8 protein-coding genes are annotated in these 3,961 nt (G+C 32.1%); 7 read left to right on the top strand and 1 reads right to left on the bottom strand.

The annotated features are described in order from the left end of the window. From WBN21_RS03405 to WBN21_RS03390, 4 genes are all read left to right on the top strand, one after another. The coding region (locus WBN21_RS03405) for an FKBP-type peptidyl-prolyl cis-trans isomerase (RefSeq protein ID WP_424197893.1) at positions 1-185 on the top strand (185 nt) is incomplete at its 5' end. A 121-nt stretch (positions 186-306) separates the two neighbouring features. After that, the gene (locus WBN21_RS03400; RefSeq protein ID WP_424197892.1) at positions 307-729 is read left to right on the top strand and encodes a hypothetical protein; all 423 of its coding nucleotides are present in this window, start codon (positions 307-309) and stop codon (positions 727-729) included. A gap of 21 nt (positions 730-750) precedes the next feature. Further along, on the top strand, positions 751-1,296 hold the full coding sequence (locus WBN21_RS03395) for a YfiT family bacillithiol transferase (RefSeq protein ID WP_424197891.1): 546 nt from the start codon (positions 751-753) through the stop codon (positions 1,294-1,296). A gap of 17 nt (positions 1,297-1,313) precedes the next feature. Further along, the gene (locus tag WBN21_RS03390; protein ID WP_424197890.1) at positions 1,314-1,799 is read left to right on the top strand and encodes an N-acetyltransferase family protein; all 486 of its coding nucleotides are present in this window, start codon (positions 1,314-1,316) and stop codon (positions 1,797-1,799) included. 29 nt (positions 1,800-1,828) lie between these two features. Here the strand turns inward: WBN21_RS03390 and WBN21_RS03385 are convergent, their stop codons facing one another. Further along, complete coding sequence (locus WBN21_RS03385) at positions 1,829-2,392, bottom strand: thioredoxin family protein (RefSeq protein WP_424197889.1); 564 nt, start codon at positions 2,390-2,392, stop codon at positions 1,829-1,831. Positions 2,393-2,439: 47 nt separating this feature from the next. Between WBN21_RS03385 and WBN21_RS03380 the strand changes: the two genes are divergently transcribed. The 3 genes from WBN21_RS03380 to WBN21_RS03370 form a co-directional block, all read left to right on the top strand. After that, positions 2,440-2,775, top strand: coding sequence for a tRNA-binding protein (locus WBN21_RS03380; protein WP_424197888.1), 336 nt, complete (start codon positions 2,440-2,442; stop codon positions 2,773-2,775). Between the two features lie 3 nt (positions 2,776-2,778). Then, complete coding sequence (locus tag WBN21_RS03375) at positions 2,779-3,681, top strand: bile acid:sodium symporter family protein (protein ID WP_424197887.1); 903 nt, start codon at positions 2,779-2,781, stop codon at positions 3,679-3,681. A 5-nt stretch (positions 3,682-3,686) separates the two neighbouring features. Next, a partial coding sequence (locus tag WBN21_RS03370) for a 1-acyl-sn-glycerol-3-phosphate acyltransferase (RefSeq protein ID WP_424197886.1) occupies positions 3,687-3,961 on the top strand: 275 nt, incomplete at its 3' end.

The raw sequence follows: 3,961 nt of genomic DNA, 5'->3' as shown, positions 1-3,961 counted from the left end.
ATTTTCCTTTAGGTGTTGGTCAAGTAATTCCAGGTTGGGATGAAGGTATTGGCTTATTAAAAGTAGGCGACAAAGCACGTTTAGTTATACCAAGTCATTTAGCTTACGGAAGTGCTGGAGCTGGAGGTGTTATTCCACCAGATGCAACTTTAGTTTTTGATGTGGAATTGATGGCTGTAAAATAAAGTCATTCAATTTATATTAAACAAAAAAGCACAGCTAAGGTGCTTTTTTGTTTTTTTAGATTATTACTACTGTAAAATTTGTAATTTGTTATATCAAATTTTATGGTATATTTTTATTTATATGATTAGCGTAAAGGAGACCGATTTATATAAACAGGTTTTAAAAGAATTTAATTATTCTTTTGCCAATGTTTTTGTTTTTAAAGATTTTGTTATTTCAGAAATAAAAGAAGGGCTCGTTTTTAACTGGGAAGATCATGGCAGTAAGATGATTGAGGATGTGTCACAGTTTTTAAATACCGATGGAAGTAATTTAATATACATTTCTAACAGGATTCATTCATATTCAGTAATGCCACAAGATTGGGTGAAATTTTTTAAAAATAGTTATAACCTAAAAGGATATTATGTGATTTCAGATAGAAAAACGAGTATGCTTGGATTTATGATTGAAAACTTATTTTTTAAGAATAAAATAAAACGATTTTCTACAATTTATGAAGCCATTAATTGGTTAGAAAATGGTGTGAATGAAGTTGCTTAACATTTTGCTATATTTGTTTTTATGACCGACCAAGAACTGCAAAACCTTAGATACCCTATTGGGCAATTTGACTGCCCGAATAACATTTCGCAACAACATATTGATAGTTGGATTTCCATTTTAGAACATTTTCCTAACCGTTTAGAAAATCTAGTAAAAGGTTTGACTGATAAGCAGCTAGATACTCAATATAGGCCAGAAGGTTGGACAATAAGGCAAGTGGTTCATCATGTTTCAGATAGTCATCATCATAGCTACACACGTTTTAAATGGGCATTGACTGAAGATAAACCAGTTATAAAAGCTTATTATGAAGATAGGTGGGCAGAACTTATAGATTCTAAATCTGCGCCCATTGAAATGTCCTTACAGCATATTAGAGCCATCCATTTTAAATTGGTGTATTTGCTAAAAACATTATCGGAAGATAAATTTAACAGATGCTTCATTCATCCTGAAACTAATAGCGAGGTATTATTGAGTTTTAATATTGGTAATTATGCTTGGCATAGCAATCATCATTATGCGCATATCGAAAATTTATTAAAAAGTAAAGGTTGGCTTTAAAATTTCAATTGAAATAAATGATAAGAGTATTGAACATAAAAGATGCCAAGGAATTATTGGATATTTATAATTATTATGTTTTAAATACTACGGCTACTTTTGATATAGAACCTATAAAAATTGAAGCGTTTACAGAAAAATTAGTCTTAATTTCCTCTGAATATCCATTTATAGTTTATGAAGAAGAAAATGAAATATTAGGGTATGCCTACGGTAGCCAGTTTAGACCCAGAGCAGCCTATAACTATGTTGCAGAATCTACAGTTTACGTTAAGCATACGGCTCATGGTAAACAAATTGGTACAAAATTGTATGCCGAATTAATTCGATTATTAAAAGAAACCGATTTACATTCGGTACTCGGTGTATTAACCATTCCAAATGAAGGCAGTATTAAACTTCATGAAAAATTTGGGTTCGAACAAGTGGCTAACTTAAAAGAAGTTGGTTTTAAATTTGGTGAATGGCTGAATGTTGGTATTTGGCAGCTAAAACTTAAATAAAAAATAAGAGGCTTCCTAATATAGACTCTTTAGTACGAAGTTTTCCATTTTATGCTGCACCCAATACTTGGTTTTTGTATTTGTGTATTATTTTTATTTTCAATTAAACAATCTAAGGCATGTTTTAATTCCTTACCAGTAACTTTAATACCATTGCCAGGGCGCGAATCATCTATTTGGCCTCTATAAGTTAATTTTAAACCGTTATCAAAAACATAAAAATCCGGTGTGCAAGCCGCATTATAAGCTTTTGCCACGTCTTGAGTTTCATCATATAAATAAGGAAAAGGAAAGTTCTCCTTTTTTGCAAATAGTTTCATTTTTTCAGGTGAATCTTGAGGAAAACGGGCAACATCATTACTAGAAATTGCAATAAAAGCAATGCCCTTTTCCTCGTAAGCGTTTGCCATGGAAACTATTTCGGCATTAACATGTATTACAAACGGACAATGATTACAAATAAACATGACAACAGTGCCTTTTTCTCCTTTTAAACTATTAAGGTTTAAAATGGCACCTGAAACCGTATCTGGAAGCGAAAAATAAGGCGCTTTGGAGCCTAAAGGAATCATATTTGAAGGAGTATCTGCCATATTCTTATTGTTTTTTCAAAGTTCGTTAAAAATTGTATTTTTAAAAAATGGATAACACAATTACTTTTGATGACTTTACTAAAGTCGATTTACGCGTAGGCACCATCATTGAAGTTAATGATTTTCCTGAAGCTAGAAATCCAGCCTATCAATTAACCATAGATTTTGGAGATTTAGGAATCAAAAATTCCTCGGCTCAAATAACAACACTTTATAAAAAAGACGATTTGTTGCAAAGGCAAATTGTGGCTGTTGTAAACTTTCCTAAAAAGCAAATTGCCAAATTTATGAGCGAATGTTTGGTTTTAGGTGCTGTTAACGGCAAGGATGTGATACTTTTAAATCCTGAGAATAAAGTGAAAAATGGAACGCCTGTAAATTGATGTATGCAAAACTTAGATAAGGTTCAAATAAACTTTGATAGTAACGGATTGTGGGTTTTAAATATAGCGCTTGCAGTTGTTATGTTTGGGGTTGCTCTTGGTATTTCACTTGATGATTTTAAAGCGTTGTTAAACCAGCCCAAACTCATTTTATTAGGGGTTTTATCACAATTTGTATTATTGCCTTTGGTTACTTTTTTTTTAGTGGTATTAATAAATCCACACCCTAGTATTGCCTTGGGTATGTTTATGGTAGCCGCTTGTCCTGGTGGAAATATTTCAAATTTTATGACGCATTTGGCAAAAGGAAATACGGCATTATCAGTTAGTCTTACTGCTTTTGCTACTTTTTTAGCAATGTTTATGACGCCCTTTAATTTTCGGTTTTATAGTAGTTTATATGAACCTACTGCTGACATATTAAAAACTGTTGAACTTGATTCTTTTCAATTGGTCAAGTTGGTTGTTTTAATACTTGGTGTGCCTTTATTTTTTGGTATGTTATTAAGACAAAAGCAACCTAGTTTAGCAAAGAAGCTTTCTAAATTTTTAAAACCTGTATCAATTATTGTTTTTGGGGCCATAGTTATCATTGCCTTTTCAAAAAATATGGATGTGTTTAATAACTACATTCATCATGTTTTGGCTCTTGGAATTTCACATAATATTTTGGCCTTATTATTGGGTTTTACGGTCGCTAAACTTTTTAAGTTATCATATAAAAACCAGAAAACGTTAGCCATAGAAACCGGTATTCAAAACTCAGGTTTGGGCTTGTTGTTAATTTTTACGTTCTTTAATGGGTTAGGAGGAATGGCCATTTTAGCCGCTTTTTGGGGTATTTGGCACATTATTTCAGGCTTGTTATTAGCTTGGTTTTGGTCTAGAAAAAAAGAGGAAGTTTGAAGGGTATGTGGGTATCATTTGTAAGAGGTTATATTAATTTAGGCATGTTTTTCTATTTCAGGAGAATTAAAATTCATGATGTTCAAAATGTACCGAAAAGCAAACCTGTATTATTATTAAGTAATCACCAGAATGCCCTTTTGGATGCGCTATTAATTGGAACCAAATGTAATCGGTCTGCATATTTTTTAACCAGAGCATCCGTTTTTAATAAACCTGTAATAGCTAAAATTCTAGAGAGCTTACAAATGCTTCCTGTGTATAGAATTAGAGACGGCTG

Origin of the sequence: Algibacter sp. (assembly GCF_049667265.1) — a bacterium.
Taxonomy (GTDB): domain Bacteria; phylum Bacteroidota; class Bacteroidia; order Flavobacteriales; family Flavobacteriaceae; genus Algibacter_B.
This window is presented reverse-complemented; position numbering and strand designations above follow the sequence as displayed.

Excerpts from the sequence above, each read along its gene's own strand:
- WBN21_RS03400 (WP_424197892.1), top strand. The coding sequence starts at position 307 with ATGATTAGCGTAAAGGAGACCGATTTATATAAACAGGTTTTAAAAGAA.
- WBN21_RS03395 (WP_424197891.1), top strand. The coding sequence starts at position 751 with ATGACCGACCAAGAACTGCAAAACCTTAGATACCCTATTGGGCAATTT.
- WBN21_RS03390 (WP_424197890.1), top strand. The coding sequence starts at position 1,314 with ATGATAAGAGTATTGAACATAAAAGATGCCAAGGAATTATTGGATATT.
- WBN21_RS03385 (WP_424197889.1), bottom strand. The coding sequence starts at position 2,392 with ATGGCAGATACTCCTTCAAATATGATTCCTTTAGGCTCCAAAGCGCCT.
- WBN21_RS03380 (WP_424197888.1), top strand. The coding sequence starts at position 2,440 with ATGGATAACACAATTACTTTTGATGACTTTACTAAAGTCGATTTACGC.
- WBN21_RS03375 (WP_424197887.1), top strand. The coding sequence starts at position 2,779 with ATGCAAAACTTAGATAAGGTTCAAATAAACTTTGATAGTAACGGATTG.